This window comes from Bulleidia extructa W1219 (genome assembly GCF_000177375.1).
In the GTDB taxonomy this organism is placed as follows: domain Bacteria; phylum Bacillota_I; class Bacilli_A; order Erysipelotrichales; family Erysipelotrichaceae; genus Bulleidia; species Bulleidia extructa.
The window spans coordinates 64,815-88,333 of record NZ_ADFR01000009.1 but is presented as its reverse complement, the minus strand read 5'-3'; the positions used below and the strand labels follow the sequence as shown (position 1 = coordinate 88,333).

Sequence of the window (23,519 nt, the reverse complement as noted above, 5' to 3'; positions counted from 1 at the left end):
TACTGTTTTTTAAAATCAAAATGTCAAAAGAAAAAGCATCAATAAATAAAAAAAGTACTTAGCAAAACGCTTTCTGGGGAGCAAAATCAAAAAAAGAATATATCCTTGATGAAAACGGAGAAAAAGTAAAACTCAAAAATGGAAATTACAAGACAAGAAAAATCAATACAGTGAATTGGAATGAGCAAGACAAAGCAGAACATTGGCGAAAAGCATGGGCAGACATTACAAACAAATATCTTGAAGAAAATAGCATACAAGAAAAAGTAGATCACCGTTCCTATCAAAGACAAGGCATAGAACAAATACCGACCATTCATTTAGGCGTATCAGCTACCCAAATGGAAAAGAAAGGCATAGCCACCGACAGAGGAAATATCAACCGAGAAATCAAACATCAAAACATGATTTTAAGAGAAATCTCAAGAAGAATAAAAGCCTTGTTAAATTGGATAAGGGGAATAGGAAAAGAAGAAAAAGCAGAAACTGATAATCTCAAATCTACCCTCCAATCCAAAGAAAATTTGCTATCCGTTTTTGAAAATCTTATCCGTAAAAATGCAGATAACCATAATACAGATTTAGAACAATACATCGAAAGCTATCAATTCTTAAAAGAAAAAAACATCATTTCCTTATCTGAACTGAAAGAAAACATAGTTACTTTAAGAGATAAGAACTACAAGACTACAAGAACTATTAAAGATACCGAAAAGAAAATAGATGATAGAGTACAACTTATCGACCACGCCGAGAAATATTTGAAGCATAAAGATACCTATAAAGCCTATACCAAGCTAAAGAAAAACAAACAAGATACTTTCTACAATGAACATACCGCAGAGATTATTTTATTTGAAAGTGCCAAAAAATATCTGAAAGAGCATTTAGGAGAAAGCAAAACCATAAATATATCCAAATGGAAATCAGAAATAGGCACTTTGAGGAAAGAAAAAGATACTCTATATTCTCAAATCACAGATATACGAAAAGAAGTGGAACAGGCTGAAAGTGTTAGAAGCTGTATAGATAAATTACTGCAAGAAAAGAGAGGATTAACAAAGGTAAAGAAGCAAGAGTTAGGGTTGTAAAACTTAGTAAAATATAAATCTAACAATAATAATATTGGGTGAAATAAATTTAATTTTAGCGAGACGGAAGAATGAACTTTGACTATTTTTATAACAGTGAATAGGAGAGATAAGTAGTACTACCATGATTTGGAAAAATATTTAATAATATGACAACATATGTCAAGTTATAGTGGTATAATAATTATAGGAGATGTTAAAACGATGAAAGATAATAGGCTATTTAGGATACTATATTATATTTTAGAAAAGGGAAAAGTTACGGCAAGTGAACTTGCAGATAAATTTGAGGTGTCAGTCAGGACAATATATCGAGATATTGACTCTATCAGCAGTGCAGGTATTCCCATCTATGCGTTGCAAGGAAAGGGTGGTGGAATAGAAATTGCTGAAGATTTTGTGCTTAGTAAATCACTACTGTCTGAAAACGAGAAACAACAGATTATGTCAGCTCTTCAAGGATTGGATAATACCACAATACAGCGTGAGAATGAGCTCCTAACAAAACTCTCTGCACTCTTTAAAATGAAAAATACCAGTTGGATAGAGGTTGACTTTAATAATTGGCAAAACAATAAGATGTATGAAAAAACATTTGATGATATCAAATCTGCAATTTTAAGTAAAAACATTATTTCATTCACATATTTTAGCAGCAATGAAAAAGAAACAGACAGAAGTGTTAAACCTGTGAGATTACTTTTCAAGAGTCAGGATTGGTATCTATATGCCCTATGTTTACTCAGAAATGATTTCAGATATTTCAAATTGTCCAGGATAAAGAATTTAGAAATCCATACTGAAAAGTTTGATGACAACTTTGAAGATGTAATACTCAAAAAAGAAACGCCACATGAGAATACAGTGAATATAAAAGTTAAGTTTGATCGAAAAGTTGCTTTCAGGGTATATGATGAACTAAACGGAGAAATTACAGAAGATAATGACGGAAATTTATATACTGAAATAGAAATACCGAATGACTATAACTTATATAATTATATTTTTTCATTTGGAGATGAAGCAGAAGTATTGGAACCTGAAGAAGTTAGAATGCAAATTAAAAAAATGATAAATAAAATGGCAGAAAAATATATAATATGACAGATGGTGTCAAGTATGGTGAGATATAATTATCTTAAATAAAGATAAGGAGGAATAAAAAATGGATACGAAATATTGTCAATGCTGTGGCATGCCTATGGGAGAGGGAACAGAGCTTTATGGTACAAATTCAGATGGAAGCGTAAATGAAGATTATTGTAAGCATTGCTTTGAGAAAGGCGAATTTACTTTTAAGGGAACAATGGAGGAAATGATTGAGATATGCGTTCCTCATGTAGTCGAAGCCAATAAAGATATGAATGAAGATAGTGCAAGAAAAATGATGATGGAGTTTTTCCCAACTCTAAAGAGATGGAAGGAGTAAAAAATTATGCCAAGACCAACGACAAAAAATGATTTAATGATTGCTGCTAAGGAAAACTATGAAAAGTTAAATTTATTTATCTCAAAGATGACTGAGGAAGAGTTAAATACACCATTTGACTTTTCAAAAGATGAAAAGAAAAAAGAAGCCCACTGGAAAAGAGATAAGAATCTAAGAGATGTTTTAATCCATCTCTATGAATGGCATCAGCTTATTTTGAATTGGGTACATTTCAATCAAAAGGGAGAAGAAAAACCGTTTTTGCCTGAGCCGTACAATTGGAAAACTTATGGAGATATGAATGTAGAATTTTGGAAGAAACATCAAAATACTTCTCTTGAAGACGCAACTAAAATGTTTCATAAATCCCATAGAGATGTTTTAGAGTTGGCTGAAAAATTTACAAGTGAAGAATTGTTTTCCAAAGGCGTCTACAAGTGGACAGGGGGGAGTACACTGGGTTCCTATTTTGTAAGTACCACTGCAAGCCATTATGATTGGGCAATGAAAAAATTAAAAGCCCATCAGAAAAAATGCAAATCAAAATAATTGGAATAGGATAGTAAAGTGCATTTTACAAAGGTAAAAGGAATATTATCTTCAAAAAATGGAATGAATTTGTTCAGAGGCTGCACTCACGGTTGTATTTATTGCGACTCAAGAAGCAACTGCTACCGGATGAACCACAAATTTGAAGATGTAGAAGTAAAGGAAAATGGAATCAGTCTTTTGGAAGAGGACCTAAAACGAAAGCGGAAAAAATGTATGATTGGTTTAGGTTCTATGACTGATCCATACATTGAAGAGGAACTTGGACTAAATTATACAAGACAGGCACTTGAGATAATAAATATGGCTTCGGTGTAACGCTTATAACAAAGTCAGCTAATGTTTTAAGGGATTTAGATTTATTTGAAGAAATAAATTCAAAAGCAAAATGCGTTATTCAAATGACATTAACAACTTATGATGAAGAACTTTGTAAAAAGATAGAGCCTAATGTTTCAACAACGAAAGAAAGGGTTGAAGCATTAAAAATATTGCGTGATGAAGGAATACCAACAGTAGTTTGGCTAACTCCGATACTGCCATTTATCAACGATACGGAGGGAAACATTATTGGTATTTTAAATTATTGCAAGGAAGCAAAAGTGTTTGGAATAATATGCTTTGGTATGGGAGTTACACTCAAAGAGGGAAATAGAGAGTATTTTTATTCGCAGTTAGATAAAAAGTTTCCAAAGCTGAAAGAACGATACATCAGAGAATACGGAAACAATTATGTAGCAAACAGCGTAAACAATAAAAAACTAATGGGTGTATTTCACGAATTCTGTGAGCGGAACGGTATCGTTCATGATAATGAAGCAATATTTAACTATTTGGGACTATTTGAGGGAAAGGACATCTCAAAGCAGCTTAGTTTTTTTGATGAAGTTTGACTAACGGAATTAAATATCTATGATTATGAGGCGATAGAAAAATAAAAATCTATCGTCTTTTTCTTTGCTTAAAATTAAAAAGAAAAGCGTCAATAAATCAAAAAAGGTACTTAGCAAAACGCTTTCTGGAGTGATTGCAAATGTGTTGAAGCATTTGGAGATGTTCTAGAATGGAGATATTATGTTGAGGGAGAAATAGGTTATAAAAAGAGCAATGATTTTTTGTATGGAAAAGAAACTTTGGTCTGAGATGAAAAAATAGACACTGAGGTGCTATTTGAAATCATATATATTGCAAAAATCTTGTCTATATAAATTAGTAGTTTATGTGGATTGATTGGCAGGAAAAAATTGGATGGTGGAAAGCAAGGTTCACTTATCATTACTTTTGATATTATTCAATAAGGTTTGAAGGTATCAACCATAAACAGACATCCTTAAATTATTTGACATTTATAGATTGAATGAGAGCATTCTTTTGAACTAAAGGAACAGGAAACTGTTTCTTAAAACATGGAGGAAAGACAATATGAAGTATATGGATTGGGATAATATGCATACAAGCTTGGAGGCACTATATGTTTTAGACAATGCTTTGACTGCCTCATCAGAAGATGACTTGAGATTGGTCAGAAAGAAGAAACTTGGATCGAATCTCAAATATGTTATTGATAATGGAGCAGGAGATTCATTATCTGTAATCTTTACAGAAACGGCGGTGTTGGTAAAAGGCTTCGCACACGAAAACAGTCTGAATCAATTTACTGCCGACAAATGGAATCAGAACATTATCGATAAGATGTACGAAGGAATTGATGAGAAATTGATAAATCTTTTTTCAGTAACCGAAAGGGATAAGACAACATTTTTCATTTGGTATGATGGAGAAGTTCATCAAAATCAAACGGATGAAAACGATGGAGGTCATTGGTTATTAGGATATGCTTTTGATACGTATGAAAGATTCCGAGAATTTGTTACAGAATATTACTCTATAAAATTCGATGATAATTTGTTGAGAAAGCTATATACAGATTCTGTTTTATCAGATTTAGAATTATCAGAATTGATTGTGGGGTGAATGAGAAGATAAGTATTCGCTGGCCAATATATTTTCCAAACAAAAAAGTTGCTTCATTAAGGGAACCCAGTTTAGAAAGAGGGGGCTGTTAAGAATCTATGTATGATATTTTTGATTATGTGAGATATGAAGATGCGGTGTCAATATATGTCAAAAATATAAGCTGTTTCCACGTTTGAAAAAATGAAAAAGCAAGATGCTTTTGTTAGAAACCAGTAAAGAAAAATAGATTACGGATTTATTTTAAAGGATATCAGATGATTTTTAAAAAATATAAAATAAGCTATATAATGGAATCATGAACCTGATGGCGTATCAAAATAGTGATGGTGAAATAACAATACAGTTAGAATCCATTGAAGAAAGAGGGTGGTTTCATCGGCAACGCTGCTATTCTTTTTCGATTGTCCATCAAAATATTCGTGTTGGTTATGTAGATTATCGAACTGGTCCTTATGAAATTATTTATTATGCCGGTAATATTGGATATCGAATTGGTTTTGCGTATCGAGGACACCATTATGCTTTAAAAGCCACACGACTTTTATTAGAATTTGTGAATGAATATGAACTGGCTTATTCTGTTTTTATCACTTGTAGTCCGGAGAACATGCCTTCTCGAAAAACCATTGAAAAATTACCCACTCGTTTTTTAGAGGAAGTAGATGTGCCTAGGAGCCATTGGCTATATAAACGAGGAGAAAAAAGAAAAAGAATTTACGTGATAGATTTGGTATAATAACTTGCGTATATGCATCGATTATTGAAGATTTTATCGTCAAAGTTAATGTGGATTGGGCCATTGATCCTTATCCAGCTTTATTTATACCTTTCGATTGTGACGGGCACTTCGCATTATAATGGCTCCATTGATCGAATTTTTCGAGCCATTGCTTTAGCTTTTGCGATATATATTATTAACCGACCAAGTGATGCCCGCTATAAAATTGCTTGGTTATTAGTGCTATTAACCTTTCCTTTGACAGGTGTTGCGATTTATTTGTTGGCAGGTAATCGTCGAGTACCCCGCAAGTTAGACAGGGGGACGGTCAAAGCCAATCAAGCCATGAATGATTTATTCACACAAGATGAAACAGCCATCGAACAATTAAAAATTCATTATCCGGAAGAAGAACCTCTATTCCGTTTTGGACGAGATTATGGTGATTTTCCTGTGTATGAAGGGACAAAGGCTACGTACTTTTCAAGTGGTGAAGAATGGGTTATTTCCTTTTTAGAAGATTTGAAATCAGCGAAGCATTTTATTTTTTTAGAATACTATATTGTAATAGATGGCTATCTTTGGGATCAGGTTGTCCAAATCTTGCAAGAGAAAGTCAGAGAAGGTGTGGAAATCAAGATCATTATGGATGATTTTGGAAGTGCTATGTTGCCAATGAGTTACGATAAAAAGCTTTGGGAAATGGGAATTGAAGTATATCGTTTTAATCCTTTACAGCCCGCCTTATCCATTAAGATGAATAACCGTGATCATCGAAAAATTGCAGTGGTGGATAATCGAGTGGCCTATACAGGAGGTGTGAATATTGCGGATGAGTACATCAATCACATTCGTCGTTTTGGGTATTGGAAGGATTCAGCTATTCGCCTAGAAGGAAAAGCGGTATGGTCTTTTACCTGTATGTTTCTAGGTTTGTGGACGTATTTGAAGAAAGATAAAAAACTGTTGCAATACGAAAAGTACGATTTGAAGTATGTTATGGAAAATGATGGTTTTTTTCAACCTTTTTCGGATACTCCGACGGATAGTCAGAACTTGGGGTTGGATATTCACATTAATCTCATCAATTGTGCTAAGAAATATATCTATATTGATTCAGCTTATTTAGTAATTACGGATACTATTCGTGATTTGTTGGTATTGGCAGCGAAAAGAGGAGTGGATGTACGTATCTTAACTCCCCATATTCCGGATAAAGCCTGGGTTTTTCAAATCACTCGAGGGAATTATGAAGTTCTGGTTCAAGCTGGTGTTAAGATATACGAATATACACCGGGATTTAATCATGCGAAGAACATTGTGGTAGACGATGTGATTGGTTTAGTTGGAACTATCAATACCGATTATCGAAGTTATTTTTTGCATTTTGAGAATGGAGTGTTATTTGTGCATCGGCCAACAGCTTTGGCGATGCGTCGGAATTTTGAAGAAGCTATTGCAAAATCAGAATGGATCAGTCAAGAAAAATGTAAAGCCAACATAGTGTTGCGTCTTTTCCGAGATATTTTAAATTTGTTTGTGCCAATGGTTTAGGAGATAGAGAGAATGAAGAAACTGGGATTAGTATTAGAAGGCGGAGGGATTCGAGGAGCGTATACCGCAGGAGCTTTAGCGTGGCTTTATGATCAACAAATTCACTTTGATTATGGGGTTGGCATTTCCTCAGGAGCGATTTATTTAGTGTTGCATTGGGATAATCAGAAACAGTTAGCTTATGATTTAGCAACGAAATACTCTATTGCACCGGAAATTGTTGGTATTAAAGCTTTATTAAAAGAAGGACACTATGTCGCTTATAAGCGTTTGTTTGACTATTATCTTCGCGGGATTGGTCACTTTGACGGAAAGAATTTGGTAGGAAAGAAGGCTCCATTGGAAGTGGGGTGCTATGTACTGGATCATGGACAAACGGAGTACTTCCCTGTGGATGAGGAACTTCAAACGGTCTTGGGTTCGGCTTCTTTACCGATAGCCGCAAAAGTGATTGAATACCAGGGTCTACATTTGTTGGATGGTGGGGTTACGAAGATGATTCCTATTGAAAGAGCCATTGAGCAAGGATGCACTCATATGGTAGTAATTACAACAAAAGCAGCGGATTATGTGCGCAAGCCATCTAGCGGTTTGATGCAATGCTTAATGAAAATAGTGTATCGAAAATATCCACAAATAGCGAAAGATTATGCAGTTCGTCATCTTAATTATTACAAACAAAGACAACTGATTGATGAATACATCAAAAAAGGTCAGGTTATAAACGTTTATCCAACGGTCAATGTACCGGTTTCTCGTTGGAAAGGCTCTCCTGAACAGGCTCAACAATTGTATCATTTGGGTTATTCAGATATGGAGAATCGGAAAGAAGAAATTATGACATTTTTAAAAGAAGAAGACTAGTGATCTCCTTCTTTTATATTTTGTGCTTGCTGAAGAATTGAATCCATCGGTTTGTGTGATGGATCATTCCAATCCTGTAGATAAAGTTCACTATATTCATCAAAAGTTAAAGAAGATTGCTGGATTCGCTTAGCTAAATCTTTACCGACATAGCGAAAAATCAAATCATTTCCAGGATGAGCAGTGATGAGTTCTTTACCAATCGGATAGCGTAGGATAAAGCCATATTCTATAGCCGTTTTCTGTATCCAAGGGAATGCTTTTTCTTTATGTTTCGCATAGGTGATAGTAGCTTTCATCTGTAAACCGCTTTGACGCTCACTATATCCTGCTTTATCAACTAGATTTTCATTTTTAAGATAGAGGTTTTCTTGGCTTTTATAATCTAAATAAGTGTTAGTGATGAAAAAATTGCTTTGATTTTCAATAGAAGCTTGTATCCATTCAATGGCTGCTTGACTTGCTTCTTTCCGTAATTTTTGATGTTTAGATGCGTAGGAAGTTGGAATGAGTGAAAGATCTTTTGGAATATAGGTAGAAGAGTAATAATGATTGGGATTGACGAGAGTGTCAATTTTCGGATTCCTAATTTCTTTACTGATTTTATATAATTTTCGATAAGTGTGATTCAGCTGAAATTTCCCATTCGTATTTTTTACTCGGTTTTTTTGCACATCTTTTAAATAGCGATTTTCATCCCATTGATAATCCAAGACCAATAGGGGAGTTAGTTCTGCGAAAGAGGCCTTTTGAAAGAGATTTTCCAGTTGGTCTTCTTCGTATCCTTTATCTTTTAAACGTTGGAATAAAAGAATGTCTTTGGCTTGAATAGTACGGTTTTGATAGCTGGCTTTGTATAAAGTAAAGTAAGCAGGATAAAAACGGTGGTCATCAATCGCCTTTTTTAAGATTGGTGAACGAATAGATTTTTGAATCACTTCATCGGCTTTCTTTTCTTTCATAAGGACTTCAATATGGTTTTGGTGATAGCCAAGTTTTTCCAATTGTTTCTTTTTTCGATGAGCGGGTTCTAGAAAAAGATAAACAATACCAATCATGAAGAGAATACAAAGGGTAAGAAAACTTTTTCGGATATGTCTTTTCGGTTTCTTTTTCATTGCAATTTCTCCTGGAATAAAGACCAAATTCCACTGGTTTTGGGATATAACTGAAAGCTGATTTCCTCTCTCTTGGTGGGATGGGGAAAGCTGAGTTGGTAAGCAAATAAACAAATCGATCCTCTATTTGGGTGTGGATGATAGCGTTGATCATTTACTAAAGGCCAATTTCGACTGGCAAATTGTACCCGAATTTGATGAGGACGACCTGTTTCCAAAACGATGCGAACTAAAGATTTCCCCCTTTTTTTAGCTAATACTTGGTAATGTAATCGAGCCAGTTTTCCTTTTTTGGCATCCACTACAAAAACACGATTCTTTTGACTGTCTTTGTATAAATAATCTTCGAGAGTACCTTCTTGTGGTAAAGAAACGCTATCTACAATGGCTAAATAGATTTTTTTAAAAGTATGGCATCGAATAGAATCACTGAGACGTGAGGCTCCTTTTGAAGTTTTGGCAAAGACCATCAGACCACCAACGGGTCGGTCTAGACGATGCACCAATCCGATAAACACTTGACCGGGTTTCTGATCTCTGATTTTAATCAATTTTTTCAACCGGCTGACCATATCGTCTTCTTGGCTGTTATCCGCTTGTGATAGTACATTAACAGGTTTTTCCACGACAAGAAGATGATTGTCTTCGTAAATGATCTTTATTGTTTCTGCCATCTTGCGTAAATTCCCGCTGGTAAAATAATATCCCGTGAGGAAACGGGTAGGCCTAACTCCCCTGTTTCAATTTTCCCTTCCGGTAAAGGACAAGTTTTAAAAAGATTTTCAAAGACGGTTGAAGAAAAACCGGTGGTGTAAGAGTTGACTAAGAAAAATAAGGCGTCCTCATCCAAAATAGCTAATGTTTTTTCAATTAAAACCATCACTTCTTTTTCGAATTTCCACATTTCACCATTAGGACCGCGACCATAGCTTGGAGGATCCATGAGGATACCATGATAGGTTCTTCCTCTTCTTTTTTCTCTTTCGACGAATTTCAAGCAATCTTCGACAATAAAACGAATTTTATGATTCTGAAGATGAGAAAAATCTCGATTTTCTTTTGCCCATTGCACCATACCTTTAGAGGCATCTACATGGACAACTTCACTAGCACCAGCTTCAGCGCAAGCAAGGGTAGCCCCTCCTGTGTACGCAAATAAATTTAAAATACGAGTTTCTTTTCCTTGGCGACTTTGGATTAAATCATGCATCCAATCCCAGTTAGCAGCTTGTTCAGGGAATAACCCCGTGTGTTTAAAGCCGGTTGGAGAAACTTTAAAGCGTAGATTTTGATAGCCGATGGTCCAATAATTCGGTAGTTTCTGTTTAAAACTCCAAGAACCACCACCGGATTTGGAACGATGATAAATAGCGTCATATTGATTCCAATTGACTTTTTTGTCTTTAGGCCATATAGCTAAAGGATCCGGTCTTCTTAAAATGACTTCTTTCCAACGTTCTAATTTCTCAAAATCACCGGCATCAATACATTCATAATCGTTCCAATTTTCTGCTTTTTTGATCATAATTTACCTCGTTTTCATTATATCACAGGACCGGACTCTAAAATTTACAAGGCCCTTTTAAAACTTTATAATTAAAAATACAAGTTCGTTAGAAAGAGGCCTTTTGTGTTAGATATACAATCCTTAAATCCCCAACAAAAAGAAGCGGTGCTGGATGAGCATCAATATTTAAGAGTCATTGCCGGAGCCGGTTCAGGAAAGACCCGCGTTTTAACGATGCGTATTGCATATTTGATGGAAGAAAAAAAAGTTTGGCCAAGTAAGATTTTAGCAATTACCTTTACCAACAAAGCGGCTAGGGAAATGGAAACCCGTGTTTTGAGTCTTATGAAAGAAGAAGTTTCCAAGCCGACCGTTTGTACGATCCATTCTTTGTGTGTACGAATTCTTCGTCAAGAGATTGAAGCTATGGGCTATCCGAAGAGCTTTACGATTTTAGATGTGGAAGATCAAAAGGCTATTTTAAAGGAGTACTATAAAGAGCATTCCGTGGATAAAAATGAAATTTCATTTGCGAGTGCTTTAAGTTACATTTCGAATAATAAAACAGAAAATGTGAGTGTGGAAGAAGCAAATAAGATTGCAGATTTTTCTTCTTTGGAAAAGAAGAAAGTCAAAATTTATGAATATTACCTTCATCGACAAAAAGAATTGTTTGCTTTGGATTTTGATGATTTAATTTTATGGACGGTTCGTCTGTTTGATCGTTTTGAAGTGGTTTTACAAAAGTGGCAGCAGCATTTTCACTATATCTTAGTAGATGAGTTTCAAGATATTGATCGTATTCAATACCAATTAATCAAGCAATTAACAGGGAAAGATAATTCTTTACTGGTAGTAGGAGATCCTGACCAAACCATTTACACTTGGCGTGGAGCGGATGTGCGTATCATTGTCAATTTTGAAAAAGATTTTTCTAATACAAAGACGATTTTATTGACGCAAAACTATCGTAGCACCAGTTCTATTTTGAAAGGAGCTAACTCAGTTATTAAAAACAATAAGCAACGGGTGGATAAAGAATTGTTTACAGATAATCAATCGAAAGAAAAGATTTATCATTTTTCAGCTGGAAGTGATGAATATCAGGCGGCTTGGATTGCTCAAGAAATGAAATCCATTCGACTAAAAACAGGCACTTATTCAGAAATGGCAGTTTTATACCGGGCGAATTACTTATCTCGTGCTTTGGAAAAGGCACTTATGGATGAAAGGATTCCATATATTATTTATGGTGGTTTACGCTTCTTTGAACGTCAGGTGGTCAAAGATGCTTTATCGTATTTGCGCTTGATTGTGGTAGGCGATGATTTATCCTTGACCCGAGTTTTAAACCGTCCAAAGCGTGGTTTGGGTTTGAAAACAGTAGAGATGATTGCCCATAGAGCCAGGGAATTAAATTGTTCGCAATTTGAATTGTTACAAAAGGAAGAATTGTTCAAAGGAAAAACACAAGATACGATTCGACAATTTGTGCAACGTGTTGAAAGGTGGCGTTCTTTGCAACAAAAAGGAGGATTGGAATTATTTGATTTTTTTGAACTGGTTATGGATGAGTCGGGTTATCGTGCTTTTCTGGAAGCGGAAAAAGACACGGATAATTTAGGCCATTTGAAGTCATTAATGGAGGATATTCGAGATTTCTCCAGGTATCATCCGGAAGCGACGTTAGAAGAATATTTACAATCGGTGGCTTTGTATGGGGATAAAGAAGAGTTAGTAGAAAATGATTTTGTTCAATTAATGACGGTTCATGCCTCGAAAGGCTTGGAGTTTGATACAGTATTTGTATCTGATTTAAATGAAGGGATTTTTCCATCAGAACGTTCGCTTCAAGAAGGATATCATGGGGTGGAAGAAGAAAGACGGTTAGCGTATGTGGCTTTTACACGAGCACGTAAGCATCTCTATTTAACCGATGCTGGAGGTTATTCGTTTATGTTACAAAGGGTAAAGACACCATCTCGCTTTATTGATGAAATTGAAGATCTCTATATTGAACATAGAGGGGTAGTCAAATCCCAAGAGAAACAGGAATCTTCTTTCTATAGTCAATTTATGGAAAAACCGGTAAGAGAGGTTAAAAAGTGGAAGAAAGGGGACATCATTGAACACGTTAAATTTGGTGAGGGTGTTGTGATTCTACAAGAAGGGGAATTTGTGACGGTTGCATTTGCGTATCCTTTTGGCACTAAGCGTTTACAAGCTTCTCATCCTTCTTTAACAGCAAAAAAGTAAGGAGCTAATATGCGAAAAAAAGAAAGAATGCTAGCGTTGATTCAACAATTGAATGAAGCTTCAAATGCCTACTATAATGGTCAACGAGAAATTTTAAGTGATCAAGAATGGGATCGTTTGTTTGATGAATTAAAAGCTTTAGAAGAACAAACAGGCCTTATTTTACCCGACTCTCCAACGCAGAAAGTATCGGCGGATGAAATCGTTGGGCAAAAGGAAATTCATGAATTTCCAGCTCTATCATTGGCTAAAACAAAGAGTGTAAACGAACTGGTGAAATGGGCAGATGGTCATCCGATTTGGATGTCTTGGAAGCTTGATGGTTTGACGTTGGTCGTGACTTATGAAAAAGGAAAACTGGAGAAAGTGGTCACTCGAGGAGATGGTCATGTCGGTACTAATATCACACATTTGGTGGATGGATTATTTGGTATTCCCAAGGAAATTAGATATCCTGGTCGGCTGATTGTGCGAGGTGAAGCAATTATTTCCTATGTGGACTTTGAACAATATGTGAGGGAGACAGGAGAAAATTATGCGAATCCAAGAAACTTAGCTTCGGGTTCTTTAAGTTTAAAAAAAGCCTCAGAAGTATTAGAAAGAAAAATTCACTTCCGTCCTTTTACATTAGTGCATTGTGATCAAGAGATCAATTCTTGGGGCGATAGAATGGGGTTTCTAACCAAGCTTGGATTTGATGTGGTGGAACATACATTCATTGAAAAACCGAGTGAAGAATCGGTTCAGAAAGTCTTGAAACAGTTTAGTGAAAAGGTAAAGCAGAGAAAGAACCCTTATCCAGTAGATGGTTTGGTAATTGTTTATGAAGATATTCAGTATGCGTCTAGCGGAACGGTGACAGGGCATCATGCGACTAGATCCGGGTTGGCTTTTAAATGGGCGGATCAATCCAAACTTTCTAAATTAATTCGGGTGGAGTGGTCTAATGCGATTTCTACGATTACACCGGTTGCCGTCTTTGAACCGGTTGAATTAGAAGGTACTACAGTTCAAAGGGCTTCTTTAGCCAACATTTCGGAATGTGAACGGTTGGGTATTGGTTCTGGTGGAACAGAAGTAGAAGTTATCAAGGCAAATATGATCATTCCTAAGGTGATTTCAGTTGTAAAAAAAGTGGGCAATTTAGAAATCCCAACCCTTTGTCCGGTTTGTGGAAAACCGACGAAGATTCACGTTTCAGAAATTTCGGAAACAAAAACACTGAAGTGTAGTAATGCCCATTGTCCTGCTAAGGCTTTGAAGAAATATGTTCGTTTTGTTTCGAAGCAAGGTATGGATATTGATGGTATTTCAGAAGCGACATTATCTACTTTTATTGCCCAAGGTTGGATTCAGAATTATGGAGATATTTATCGTTTGAAGGATCGAAAAGAAGCGATTGAAAATCTGGATGGCTTTGGGTTGAAGTCAGCTGAAAATATCTTAACTTCCTTAGAAAAAGCGCAGGTGGTTCGGGGAGATAAATTTTTATTTGCATTATCCATTCCTTTAGTGGGGATTGATGTCGCAAGTCGACTTCTTCGTGTCTATCCGCTGATGGAATTGATTACTTTAGCCAAAGAAAAAGAATTAGATTTTTTCTCACATATTGATGGTATTGGTCCACAAAAATCGGAAGCGTTTGTGCGCTGGATGAAAGACTTAAATAACCAAAAAGAAATGGAGGATTTGCTTTCGTTTCTGACGATAGAAGATTTACATAAGGTGAGTCATGATAGTGTTTTGGATGGCTTGACTTTTGTGGTGACAGGAGAGGTTCATTATTTTAAGAATCGTAATGAATTAAAGGAATGGATCAGCGCTAGGGGCGGGAAAGTCGCTTCGGTAGTGAGTGGATCAACCGACTTTTTGATTAACAATGATATCCATAGCACTTCTTCCAAGAACGCAAAGGCAAAATCGTTGGGAATTCCGATTTTAAGTGAAGCTGACTTTATGACTAGATTTATTGATAAATAGGGTTGAAAAGACTAGAATAATACGGTAGAAAGCAGGTATTTATGAGTGAAAATAGAGATCGTCAATACTTCCAATCTTTGGCAAAACAATTGATGTTTCAATTAAGTGATGAAGAAGCGGGTAGTTTATCAGATGATTTTAAAATTTTGGATAAACAATTGGCGTTGTTAGATACAATTGACACCAGTCAAACGGAAGAAATGATTTATCCTTTGGATGTGGAAACGTCCTTCTTAAGAGAAGATGTGGTGACACATGTGATTAGTCAAGAAGAGGCTGTGGCAAATGTTAAAAAGAAGGTAGAAGGACATTTTGTGCTTCCTAAGGTGGTGAAATAATGGCATATTCGAAAAAACAGGTTTTAGAAGCTTATGAAAAAGCGAAGGATTTACAAGAAAAATTGAATGCGGTCATCACCTTTGTAGATCCGCAAGAACCATTAGAACGATTACCAAGTGAAGGTAAGTTGCTATCCATGCCGATTGCGATTAAAGATAATGTGAATACTAAAGGCATTTATACCACAGCAGGTTCTCGTATTTTAGAAAATTATGTACCTATTTATAACGCGACTATCGTGGAAAAATTAAACCAAGCCGGTGCAGTAACCATTGCAAAAGCATCGATGGATGAATTGGCTATGGGAGGAACGAACTTGAGTTCTTTTATTGGTCCAGCTCATAATCCTTGGGATACCAGTCGTATTACAGGTGGTTCTTCCGGAGGTTCAGCGGCTTTGGTGGCAGCGGGCATTGTGCCAATGGCCATTGGTTCTGATACAGGAGATTCTGTTCGGAAACCTGCTTCATATTGTGGTGTGATTGGGGTAAAACCAACTTATGGCCGAATCAGTCGCTACGGGATTATTCCATATGCGTCTTCTTTGGATCATGTGGGTTATTTCACGAGAAATATTCAGAATGCGGCTTTGACATTAGAGGTTTTAAGTGGGCGCGATGAAAAAGATATGACTTCCGGTTTTGAACCGGTGGATGACTATTGTGCTTATGTGGGTAAAGACATTCAGGGCAAGAAGATTGCAATTTTGGGAAATGTGTATCACCACATTCAAGATAAGCGCATCAATCATCTGTTTGATAAAATTGTGGACGGCTTGAAGGAAAAAGGGGCTGTGGTGGAAATGATAGAATTAGATGAAACACTTATGGCTGCGATTTATCCAAGTTATATGATTATTGCCAATTGCGAGGCCACTTCGAATCACTCGAATTTAGACGGTATTCGTTATGGTTGTCGTCAAGAGGGTGACCATATGGAAGAAATCATGATCAATACCAGAACGAGAGGATTTGGAACAAAGATTCGTAAACGTTTTGTGATTGGTTCTTATGGACTTCAAGATGAAAACCAAGAGCGTGTTTTCCGTAAAGCGCAACGAGTTCGCCGTCAAATTGTAGATATGTGGAAGAAAGCTCTTCAAGACTATGATGCTATTATTGCTCCATCAGCTGGGACGATTGCTCCTAAGATTGAGGAAGTGGATAATATTAACCCATTGTCTGATGCCTATTTGATTTCAGAAAATTATATGGCCATTGCTAATTTTTCAGGGACGCCATCCATGACACAACCAATGGGATTTGTAGATGGTATGCCGGTCGGTATCAATTTGAATACAGATATTTGGCAAGAAGGAGTGATGTTTCAAATTGGTGCAGCAATTGAAGAAGTGACAGGCTTGAAAGATAGCTATGTGGAGGTGAAATAATGGAATATGATGTTACGATCGGAATTGAAATTCACGTCCAATTAAAAACGAATACCAAGATGTTTTCGGGAGCTCCAACTTCGTTTGGTCGCAAAGCGAATACTTGTGTCAATGAAATTGATTTAGGCCATCCGGGTACTTTACCGGAGGTAAATAAGGAAGCTGTGCGTAAAGCCATTCAGTCTTGCACGGCTCTTCATCTAACCATTGATCCTTTAGTGAAGTTTGATCGTAAGAATTATTATTATTCGGATCTACCAAAGGGATATCAGATTACTCAGCAATTTCATCCGATTGGTCGAGATGGCTATGTGGAAATTGAAAGTGATGGTCAAATCAAGAAAATCCGTATTGAGCGAATCCATATGGAAGAAGATACAGCGAAACAATTCCATTTAACGAATTTTTCGCTAATTGATTTCAATCGTGCAGGAACTCCATTGATTGAAATCGTGTCTAGACCGGATATGAAAAATGGACAAGAAGCAGAGGCTTATGTCGAAGCCCTTCGTCAAACTTTGTACTATTTAGGGGTTTCAGATGTGAAGATGGAAGAAGGATCAATGCGTTGTGATGTGAACATTTCGTTAGCCCCTAAGGGATCTAGGACGCTTGGTGTAAAGAATGAAATTAAAAACATTAACTCGATTTCTCATATTGGTAAAGCTGTGGAATATGAGATTCAAAGGCAGTCTGCTTTATTGGAGGCTGGTGAAGAGATTCACCAAGAAACACGACGTTTTGATGATAAGACAAACACAACGATTTCCATGCGTGTTAAAGAAGGAACGGTGGATTATAAATATTTCCCGGAGCCGAATATTTTTCCAATTCGTTTAGATCCAAAGTGGATAGAAGAGATTCAATCCAGTTTACCGGAACTACCGGAAACAAGAAAGAATCGATATAAACATGACTACGATTTGAATGCACACGATATTCATGTATTGATTGCCAATAAGGAAATGTCAGATTATTTCGAGACGGTTTTACCATATAGTGATAATCCAAAAGGTATTTGTAATTGGTTGTTAGGTGAAATTTCAGCTTGGTTGAACAAACATGAAATGAGCCTTCAAGAAGTTCATTTAAGTCAAATGTTATTGGCTAAATTAGTGAAGATGGTTGACGATGGAACGATATCCAATGCACAAGCTAAGAAGCTTGTAGAAGATTTGATGGCTGGTAAAGATCCGGAAATGGTCGCTAAAGAAAAAGGACTTGTTCAAGTATCGGATATGAAAGCGATTCAAGCAATGGTTGATGCCGTCTTGGAAGAAAATCCGCAAGCTATTGAAGATTTTAACAATGGTAAGGATAAAGCAATTGGTTTTTTAGTGGGTCAAGTCATGAAACAATCTCGTGGTCAAGCTAATCCTCAAATAGTGAATGGTTTGGTCAAGGAAGCTTTAGAAAAAAGACGGAACTAGTGAAACTTGGGAAAATAGGCTAAACTAAGAGTGGAGAAAGATATGACAAAACAAAAAAATACTCAAAAGAAAAAAAGACATACCACAGGAATTTTATTTGTGGTCTTATTAGTACTCATTCTTCTACCATTTATTTATTTTGGTTGGACTTTCTTATCTAGTTATATGGAGTCGAGATCTCCAGTTATCAGAGACCGTTTTAAGGGAGATTTAAATCCGGCTATTCAAAAAGAACAGTTGACTAAGATAGAGGAAGCTATTGCCAAGATTAATGGTGTTCAAGCACGTGAAGTTCATTTGAAAACAGCAACATTAAGAGTTTATGTGGACATGAACGATGATGCCTCGGCGGATACGCTTAAGAAAAAAGCGAATGAAGCCTATCAGGCGATCGTTAAAATCTTACCTGTAGATACGTATTTCACTCAAAAGGACGGTAAGAAGATGTACGATTTGGAAGTGCATGTTTATAATGTGAATGATAATACGAAAAAAGGATTTGCCTATGTCATTGAAACAAAGAACTCTTCAATGAAATCTCCTTCTCAACAATTGGTTTCTAAACCGGTAAATGAAGAAGTGGCGAAGTCTTTAAGAAAGGCTGTGGAAGATCGTAAGAAGGCAAAGGCCAAGAGTGATGCTGAAAAAAAAGCAGCTAAGACTGAAGAAGTGACAGGCAGTAAAGAAAAGTCGACGCAATAAAAAGGAAAAAAGGGGGAAATCCCCTTTTATTATCGATATGAAAAAGAATGAAGAATATGTGGTTGAAATTAGTGGATATACGACAGAAGGGTTTGCGTTAGCGAAGCTGGATTCTTTTGTTCTATTTATTCCTGGTCTTTTAAGGGGGGAAAAGGCAAGAGTGGCTTTAACTAAAGTGAAAAAAACATATGCTTTTGCACGAGTTATAGAAATTTTAGAAGTATCAGAAAAGAGGGTAAAGCCAAGTTGCTCGATTGCTCGCTTATGTGGTGGATGTCAACTTCAGCATATGGCCTATCAGGAACAGCTTTCTTTGAAACAAGAAATCGTTCAAATACATTTTTTGAGGCACCAATTGGATTTAAACCGGATTCATCCCATTCTTCCTTCCCCTAAACAAGAAAGGTATCGGAATAAAGTTCAGGTGCCCATTCAAGAAAAAGATGGATTGGCTCAATTGGGTTTTTATCGAAATCATTCACATGATGTGGTTGTGTATGAGGATTGTATGGTGGAAACCGAAGAGTCGAACCAAATTACTCATTTTGTGAAAAGGTTTTTGAATCAACATCATTTGACCAGCAATTTTCGATACTTGTTTATCCGCCATATTCACCAAAGGAATGAAGTGATGGTGATGCCTATTGTTCGTGAATATCCTTTTGAGAAGTCAAAAAAATTAGCTTTGGAGTTGGTCAAAGAGTTTCCAAATATCACTTCGTTTTCGTATTTGAAGAATCCTAAAGAAACTAATGTCATTCTAGATGGCCCTATTTTTGAAGTGATTGGTCCTTTATTTCTAGAGGAATCTTTATTGGGGATGAATTTTCAATTGTCCGCCAAGTCTTTCTTTCAGGTGAATCCTTATGCGACAGAGGTTTTATATGTGAAGGCTTTAGAATTGGCTGATATTTCAAAAGAAGATACGGTTGTGGATTTGTATTGTGGAACGGGAACGATTGGCATTTTAGCTGCTAAGATAGCTAAAAAGGTGATTGGTATTGAAATTGTTCCAGAAGCGATTGATAATGCGAAAGCGAATGCTCAATTGAATTGTCAGGATAATTTAGAATTCTGGTGCATGGATGCACAAGATGGGGCTAAGAAAATTGTAGAAACAAAAGAAAGTATTGATGTGGTGATTGTGGATCCGCCAAGAAAGGGATGTTCTTTAGAAACACTTCAAGCGATTCAAAAGATGGAGCCGAAGAAAATGGTGTATATTTCTTGTGATCCTAGTACCTTGGCTAGAGATTTAGAATTTCTACAATCAATGGGTTTTAAGGTTGAAACGGTTCAGCCGGTTGATCTTTTTCCGCAAACTGTACATGTGGAGTGCATAGCGTTGATACAAAGAGTGAAATAGTAAAAATCCTGCATTTTAAGCAGTTTTACAAGCATTATGTCTTTAATGAAGATGGCGATGGAGGACGAAAAAAAGTCCTGAAAAATTATATTGATGTTTATGTTTGCATTGATATGGTGTGTGGAGATACAAAGGATGAATTGGGAAGTGAGGAATAAAAAATGATTAGGTGGATAACGAAAATAATACTGTTTCCAATCAGCTTGCTGCTTAGTATCATCACTGCCTTTTTGACATTTATACTTGGCATAGGAACAACTATTCTGTATTTCTTAATGCTTATGTGTATAGTTGCTGCAATAGGATCATTTATGCAAAAAGATATATCACTTGGCATTGAGGCATTGGTATTAGGATTTTTGTTAAGTCCTTATGGAATACCAATGGTTGGAGCAACAGTTATAGCGTTCCTTCAGGGAATCAATGAAGCAATAAAATCAATCTAAAAAAATTCATACAAATGGTTGCCAAAGGCGATAGATAAAAAACTATCGTCTTTTTCTTTGCCAATTTTTAAGGATGGAGGTGAAGCGATGGACTTTGACTATTTCTATAACAGAGAAGCAGAAAGATTTAACTTTCTAAAAGTACCTGAAATATTGGTAGACGGAGAAGAATTTAAGGGACTGTCTGCTGAAGCAATTATCCTTTATTCTATGCTTTTGAAACGAACAGGAATGTCCTTTAAGAATAATTGGGTGGACAAGGAAGGCAGAGTATTTATCTATTTCACAGTCGAAGAAATTATGAGAAGAAGAAATATCTCAAAGCCGACAGCTATAAAAACATTAGATGAACTCGATATGAAAAAGGAATCGGACTGATTGAAAGAGTAAGGCTTGGGCTTGGTAAGCCGAATGTCATATATGTTAAAGACTTTATGAGCGTATTTCAGGTAAAAGAAAATGACTTTCAGAAGTCAAAAAACTTAACTTCAGAAGTAAAAGATTTTAACCTCAGAAGTAAAGAAAATGAACTTCAGGAAGTTCAAAATCTTGACTCTAACTATATAGAGAATAATAAGAGTAAGTATAGTAAGAGAGAATATAGTTTTAGCGAAAACGGGCTTGGAACATTTCAAAATGTATTTTTAACGGCAGAAGATATATCCGATTTACAAATCATAATGAACTCACAGCTTGATAATTACATTGAGAGATTATCTGCATATATCAAAAGCACCGGAAAGACCTATAAAGACCATAAAGCGACAATCCTTTCTTGGTTCTATAAAGATCAGGGAAGAAGTAAAAAAGTGAAAACATCAAATATCCCGACATGGGAAGAATATGATAAAGGAGAACACCTATGATGAAAGAATTAGAAAAAGTAATGATAGAAGATGTAGAGTATTCTTACGATCCTGAAAAAGAATATATCAAGGACGGACACGCATTTTGTAAAGTTTGCCATGAAAGAAAAGACGGAAAAGTGATGGAGTTCTTTGATAACAAGATGATATTTAAGATTTCTTGCAAATGCGATAGAGATAGAGAGGCAAGAGAAAAAGAAAGACAAAAGCAGATGGAGATTGAACGATTAAAGAGTAGCTGCTTTAACTCGATTATTCAGTGGTCATACACATTTGAAAATTATCAGGGAGAAGAAAATCAAAGCCTTATAATTGCAAAGAACTTTGTAAAAGACTATGAGGAAATGAAAAAAGAAAATATCGGACTCCTTTTTTATGGCTCAGTAGGTAGCGGAAAGACCTATCTTGCCTGCTCCATTGCAAATAGCCTTATTGAACAGTATCGAATAGGCGTTAAAATAAGAAATTTTTCACAGATTATCAATGAACTGCAAAAGGGAGGATTTGATTTTGACAAGAACGCATATATTGAATCCCTTGTAAATACTTCCGTTCTTATCTTGGATGACTTAGGAATAGAAAGAGATACAAGCTATGCCAAAGAGCAAGTATATAACATTGTTAATAACAGGTACTTAAAACAGAAACCGACTATCTTTACCACTAACCTTTCCTACGACACAATCCAAAATTGTAAGGATAGCGTAGAGTATCAAAGAATCTACTCAAGAATCATAGAGATGTGTATTCCTGTTATGGTTGTAGGAGAAGATTTTAGAAAGGTTATTCAAAAGGACAAACTGAATCGGAATAAGGACAGACTGCTGAATGGAGGTGAGAGAAGTTGATCAATGAAGAAATAGCAAGAAAAACACTGAATATGGAAGTTAGAGCTGCTAAAGTAACAGGAAAGCTAATTCTGAACTTGTTAAAGAAATTGATGAAAGAAGCAGAAAAACTTGGAGGACTTGAAAAGCTGGTTAATACTAACGGAAATGAAGTAAAGCTAAAAGATATGGTTAAAAAGGGACAGCTTGAAGAAATTCCAGTTGAAGAAGCAGAACTTAAGGAACTCAAAAAGGAACTTAATCGGTATGGGGTAAAGTTTTCAGTGATGAAAGATAAGGAAAGTGGGAAATACTCAGTATTCTTTCAAGCTAAAGATATGAAGGTTATGGACAAAGCATTTAAGCATGCCCTTTCAGAATCAGAAAAGAAAACGGAAAGGAAGGAGTCCATTCATAAGAATATTGAGAAGTTCAAGGAGATGGCTAAAAACTCTGTTTCCAAAGATAAAATCAAGAATAAACAAAAGGAGCAGAGCCTATGATAGATAAAATATTAAAGGACATCAAAGGCTTATTTAAGGTGCAAGATAAGGTAAAGTTTCTAAAGCAGAACATTCCCTATCTTGCATTTTTCTATATAGGTAATATCTTTTCACATCATGTAAGAGCCTATATAGGTGGCGATATTATTGACAAAATTTTTCAAGGGATATTAGAGATTAATACGATGAGCTTTCTTCCAAGCCTTCATCCTACGGATATTATAATGGGCGTGGTAGTAGCTGTTTTAATCAAATTTATCGTATATACCAAAGGGAAAAATGCTAAAAAGTTTAGACAGGGGAAAGAGTATGGCTCAGCAAGATGGGGAACGAAAAAAGATATAGAGCCATATATGGATGAAAAGTTTCAAAATAATATCATACTTACGCAAACAGAACGATTAACTATGAATGGCAGACCGGCTAATCCAAAGTATGCAAGAAATAAGAATGTTTTGGTTATTGGTGGTTCAGGCTCCGGTAAGACAAGATTTTATGTAAAGCCGAACTTAATGCAGATGCACTCGTCATATTGCGTAACCGATCCGAAAGGATTAACCTCTTAGGGACAGAGAAAATAATAAAAACTTGGAAAGGAGGTAATTCT

The 23,519-nt window shown here is 35.9% G+C and carries 25 protein-coding genes and 1 pseudogene; 23 read left to right on the top strand and 3 right to left on the bottom strand.

Features of this window, described 5'->3' with window-relative positions; genetic code table 11:
* Positions 1-77: 77 nt before the first annotated feature.
* The 10 genes and pseudogenes from HMPREF9013_RS04910 to HMPREF9013_RS04870 all read left to right on the top strand — a co-directional run.
* A pseudogene (locus HMPREF9013_RS04910) lies at positions 78-1,091 on the top strand (MobA/MobL family protein); the annotation flags it as partial.
* 204 nt (positions 1,092-1,295) lie between these two features.
* Positions 1,296-2,195 (top strand): helix-turn-helix transcriptional regulator, encoded by a 900-nt coding sequence (locus HMPREF9013_RS04905; protein ID WP_006627274.1) that lies wholly within the window; start codon positions 1,296-1,298, stop codon positions 2,193-2,195.
* A gap of 61 nt (positions 2,196-2,256) precedes the next feature.
* The gene (locus tag HMPREF9013_RS07570; protein ID WP_006627273.1) at positions 2,257-2,520 is read left to right on the top strand and encodes a zinc ribbon domain-containing protein; all 264 of its coding nucleotides are present in this window, start codon (positions 2,257-2,259) and stop codon (positions 2,518-2,520) included.
* 6 nt (positions 2,521-2,526) lie between these two features.
* Positions 2,527-3,069, top strand: a complete 543-nt coding sequence (locus HMPREF9013_RS04895) for a ClbS/DfsB family four-helix bundle protein (protein WP_006627272.1) — start codon at positions 2,527-2,529, stop codon at positions 3,067-3,069.
* A gap of 129 nt (positions 3,070-3,198) precedes the next feature.
* Complete coding sequence (locus tag HMPREF9013_RS07630; RefSeq protein WP_006627271.1) at positions 3,199-3,387, top strand: hypothetical protein; 189 nt, start codon at positions 3,199-3,201, stop codon at positions 3,385-3,387.
* A gap of 83 nt (positions 3,388-3,470) precedes the next feature.
* Positions 3,471-3,962 (top strand): radical SAM family protein, encoded by a 492-nt coding sequence (locus HMPREF9013_RS07625; protein WP_006627270.1) that lies wholly within the window; start codon positions 3,471-3,473, stop codon positions 3,960-3,962.
* A gap of 529 nt (positions 3,963-4,491) precedes the next feature.
* Complete coding sequence (locus HMPREF9013_RS04885; RefSeq protein ID WP_006627269.1) at positions 4,492-5,043, top strand: hypothetical protein; 552 nt, start codon at positions 4,492-4,494, stop codon at positions 5,041-5,043.
* A 298-nt stretch (positions 5,044-5,341) separates the two neighbouring features.
* Positions 5,342-5,782, top strand: a complete 441-nt coding sequence (locus tag HMPREF9013_RS04880) for a GNAT family N-acetyltransferase (RefSeq protein ID WP_083793766.1) — start codon at positions 5,342-5,344, stop codon at positions 5,780-5,782.
* A gap of 12 nt (positions 5,783-5,794) precedes the next feature.
* The gene (gene cls / locus HMPREF9013_RS04875; protein WP_040333568.1) at positions 5,795-7,318 is read left to right on the top strand and encodes a cardiolipin synthase; all 1,524 of its coding nucleotides are present in this window, start codon (positions 5,795-5,797) and stop codon (positions 7,316-7,318) included.
* 12 nt (positions 7,319-7,330) lie between these two features.
* Positions 7,331-8,182 (top strand): patatin-like phospholipase family protein, encoded by an 852-nt coding sequence (locus HMPREF9013_RS04870; protein ID WP_006627266.1) that lies wholly within the window; start codon positions 7,331-7,333, stop codon positions 8,180-8,182.
* Here the strand turns inward: HMPREF9013_RS04870 and HMPREF9013_RS04865 are convergent.
* The 3 genes from HMPREF9013_RS04865 to HMPREF9013_RS04855 are packed head-to-tail and all read right to left on the bottom strand — an operon-like array spanning position 8,179 to position 10,825.
* The gene (locus HMPREF9013_RS04865) at positions 8,179-9,300 is read right to left on the bottom strand and encodes a M15 family metallopeptidase (RefSeq protein WP_006627265.1); all 1,122 of its coding nucleotides are present in this window, start codon (positions 9,298-9,300) and stop codon (positions 8,179-8,181) included. The two genes, HMPREF9013_RS04870 and HMPREF9013_RS04865, sit on opposite strands and share 4 nt — an antisense overlap.
* On the bottom strand, positions 9,297-9,974 hold the full coding sequence (locus tag HMPREF9013_RS04860; RefSeq protein WP_006627264.1) for an RluA family pseudouridine synthase: 678 nt from the start codon (positions 9,972-9,974) through the stop codon (positions 9,297-9,299). The genes HMPREF9013_RS04865 and HMPREF9013_RS04860 overlap by 4 nt, the downstream gene beginning before the upstream one ends.
* Positions 9,959-10,825, bottom strand: coding sequence for a class I SAM-dependent methyltransferase (locus tag HMPREF9013_RS04855; RefSeq protein ID WP_006627263.1), 867 nt, complete (start codon positions 10,823-10,825; stop codon positions 9,959-9,961). Before HMPREF9013_RS04855 ends, HMPREF9013_RS04860 begins: the two co-directional genes overlap by 16 nt.
* Before the next feature lie 105 nt (positions 10,826-10,930).
* Here HMPREF9013_RS04855 and HMPREF9013_RS04850 point away from each other — a divergent pair, with 105 nt between their 5' ends.
* From HMPREF9013_RS04850 to HMPREF9013_RS04795, 13 genes are all read left to right on the top strand, one after another.
* Positions 10,931-13,063 carry an ATP-dependent helicase gene (locus HMPREF9013_RS04850; protein WP_006627262.1) on the top strand — a complete coding sequence of 711 codons (2,133 nt, stop codon included), beginning with the start codon at positions 10,931-10,933 and terminating at the stop codon, positions 13,061-13,063.
* 9 nt (positions 13,064-13,072) lie between these two features.
* A complete protein-coding gene (gene ligA, locus HMPREF9013_RS04845; protein WP_006627261.1) occupies positions 13,073-15,043 on the top strand; it encodes an NAD-dependent DNA ligase LigA in 1,971 nt (656 codons plus the stop codon).
* 41 nt (positions 15,044-15,084) lie between these two features.
* Positions 15,085-15,381 (top strand): Asp-tRNA(Asn)/Glu-tRNA(Gln) amidotransferase subunit GatC, encoded by a 297-nt coding sequence (locus tag HMPREF9013_RS04840; protein WP_006627260.1) that lies wholly within the window; start codon positions 15,085-15,087, stop codon positions 15,379-15,381.
* A complete protein-coding gene (locus HMPREF9013_RS04835) occupies positions 15,381-16,772 on the top strand; it encodes an amidase family protein (protein ID WP_006627259.1) in 1,392 nt (463 codons plus the stop codon). Before HMPREF9013_RS04840 ends, HMPREF9013_RS04835 begins: the two co-directional genes overlap by 1 nt.
* Positions 16,772-18,202, top strand: a complete 1,431-nt coding sequence (gatB, locus tag HMPREF9013_RS04830; protein ID WP_006627258.1) for an Asp-tRNA(Asn)/Glu-tRNA(Gln) amidotransferase subunit GatB — start codon at positions 16,772-16,774, stop codon at positions 18,200-18,202. The genes HMPREF9013_RS04835 and gatB overlap by 1 nt, the downstream gene beginning before the upstream one ends.
* Before the next feature lie 42 nt (positions 18,203-18,244).
* Positions 18,245-18,904 carry a hypothetical protein gene (locus HMPREF9013_RS04825; RefSeq protein ID WP_006627257.1) on the top strand — a complete coding sequence of 220 codons (660 nt, stop codon included), beginning with the start codon at positions 18,245-18,247 and terminating at the stop codon, positions 18,902-18,904.
* Positions 18,905-18,941: 37 nt separating this feature from the next.
* The gene (rlmD, locus tag HMPREF9013_RS04820; RefSeq protein ID WP_006627256.1) at positions 18,942-20,270 is read left to right on the top strand and encodes a 23S rRNA (uracil(1939)-C(5))-methyltransferase RlmD; all 1,329 of its coding nucleotides are present in this window, start codon (positions 18,942-18,944) and stop codon (positions 20,268-20,270) included.
* 161 nt (positions 20,271-20,431) lie between these two features.
* Positions 20,432-20,716, top strand: a complete 285-nt coding sequence (locus HMPREF9013_RS04815; RefSeq protein WP_040333566.1) for a CD1845 family protein — start codon at positions 20,432-20,434, stop codon at positions 20,714-20,716.
* An 87-nt stretch (positions 20,717-20,803) separates the two neighbouring features.
* Complete coding sequence (locus tag HMPREF9013_RS07730) at positions 20,804-21,094, top strand: replication initiator protein A (RefSeq protein ID WP_006627253.1); 291 nt, start codon at positions 20,804-20,806, stop codon at positions 21,092-21,094.
* 56 nt (positions 21,095-21,150) lie between these two features.
* The gene (locus HMPREF9013_RS07725) at positions 21,151-21,582 is read left to right on the top strand and encodes a hypothetical protein (protein WP_006627252.1); all 432 of its coding nucleotides are present in this window, start codon (positions 21,151-21,153) and stop codon (positions 21,580-21,582) included.
* On the top strand, positions 21,579-22,430 hold the full coding sequence (locus tag HMPREF9013_RS04805; protein ID WP_006627251.1) for an ATP-binding protein: 852 nt from the start codon (positions 21,579-21,581) through the stop codon (positions 22,428-22,430). Before HMPREF9013_RS07725 ends, HMPREF9013_RS04805 begins: the two co-directional genes overlap by 4 nt.
* Positions 22,427-22,912: a PcfB family protein gene (locus HMPREF9013_RS04800; protein WP_004832485.1), complete on the top strand. Its 486-nt coding sequence runs from the start codon at positions 22,427-22,429 to the stop codon at positions 22,910-22,912. Before HMPREF9013_RS04805 ends, HMPREF9013_RS04800 begins: the two co-directional genes overlap by 4 nt.
* On the top strand, positions 22,909-23,478 hold the full coding sequence (locus HMPREF9013_RS04795; protein WP_006627250.1) for a type IV secretory system conjugative DNA transfer family protein: 570 nt from the start codon (positions 22,909-22,911) through the stop codon (positions 23,476-23,478). Before HMPREF9013_RS04800 ends, HMPREF9013_RS04795 begins: the two co-directional genes overlap by 4 nt.
* Positions 23,479-23,519: the final 41 nt, after the last annotated feature.